2 protein-coding genes are annotated in these 813 nt (G+C 67.4%); both read right to left on the minus strand.

Annotated elements, in window-relative coordinates:
- The coding region (locus AC0IYH_RS29015) for a trehalase-like domain-containing protein (RefSeq protein WP_471837452.1) at positions 1-259 on the minus strand (259 nt) is incomplete at its 3' end.
- Positions 252-813: SDR family oxidoreductase (locus AC0IYH_RS29020; protein WP_471837454.1), on the minus strand; the 562-nt coding region annotated here is incomplete at its 5' end. The genes AC0IYH_RS29020 and AC0IYH_RS29015, both read right to left, overlap by 8 nt.

Consider the following 813-nt stretch of genomic DNA (forward strand, 5'->3'; position numbering starts at 1 on the left):
GCAGGTTGGTGTCGGGCACGTACAGCTGCAGATTGCGCGGCGACTCCAGATCGGGCCGGATCGTGAACGTCCCGCCCGACCCCGGAGACAGCAGGTCGGCAAAGATCGACGGACTGTCGAGCGACGGCCAGCACAGATAATCGATCGTCCCGTCTCGCGCGACCAGCGCCGCCGTCTCCAGATCGCCGATGATTCCGTGATCGCCGATCGTCCTGAGCGGCGGCACCGTTCCGGCCTTGGCCGCGGCGGCCTCAGCCATTATCGCGGAATTCCGGGTAGAGCGCCATGCCGCCATCGACGAACAAGGTCGTGCCCGTCACGTAATCCGCCTCGTCCGACGCCAGCCACACCGTCGCGCGCGCGACATCCTCGGGCTCGCCGATCCGCCCATACGGGATCAGGCGCAGCAACTTCGTCAGCGCCTCGTCCGTCTCCCAAGCGTCCTTGTTGATCGGCGTGCGTATCGCTCCCGGCGCGATCGCGTTCACGCGGATGCCGTCGCCCGCCACCTCCTGCGCCAGTGATCGCGTGAGCATCCGTACGCCCCCCTTGGCGGAGGCATAGTTGATGTGCCCCGCCCAGGGGATCACTTCATGCACCGAACTCATCGCGATGATCGCCCCGGCACTGCGCGCCGGCCGCCCGTCCTTCGGCTGCGCACGGAAGCGGCGGACGGCTTCGCGCGCGCACAGGAACTGCCCGGTCAGGTTGATGCCGATGACCGTGTTCCAGTCTTCCAACGTCATGTCGGCGATGCCCGCGTCCTTTTGGACGCCCGAATTCGCGACCAGCAGATCGACGCGGCCGAACGCC

The sequence above is a fragment of the Pseudomonas sp. AC463 genome, from assembly GCF_979253585.1.